Source organism: Bacteroides caecigallinarum (assembly GCF_021531075.1).
GTDB lineage: Bacteria > Bacteroidota > Bacteroidia > Bacteroidales > Bacteroidaceae > Phocaeicola > Phocaeicola caecigallinarum_B.
In genome coordinates this window covers 1-252 of the sequence record NZ_JADYTJ010000178.1, presented here as the reverse complement: position 1 = coordinate 252, position 252 = coordinate 1, and the positions used below count along the sequence as shown (strand labels likewise).

Genomic DNA, 252 nt, shown 5'->3' with positions numbered 1-252 from the left:
AAGAGTGAAATAGTACCTGAAACCGTGCGCCTACAAGCGGTCGGAGCTCTGCAAAGAGTGACGGCGTGCCTTTTGCATAATGAACCTACGAGTTACCGTGTCCGGCGAGGTTAAGGGTCATGAGACCTGCAGCCGAAGCGAAAGCGAGTCTGAAGAGGGCGTCGAGTCGGATGCGGTAGACGCGAAACCAAGTGATCTACCCTTGGCCAGGATGAAGTCTGGGTAACACCAGATGGAGGTCCGCACCAATAA

1 rRNA gene is annotated in these 252 nt (G+C 54.4%); it reads left to right on the top strand.

Annotated features, from left to right (window positions below):
* Nucleotides 1-252: ribosomal RNA gene (locus I6E11_RS15565) — 23S ribosomal RNA — on the top strand; the annotation flags it as partial.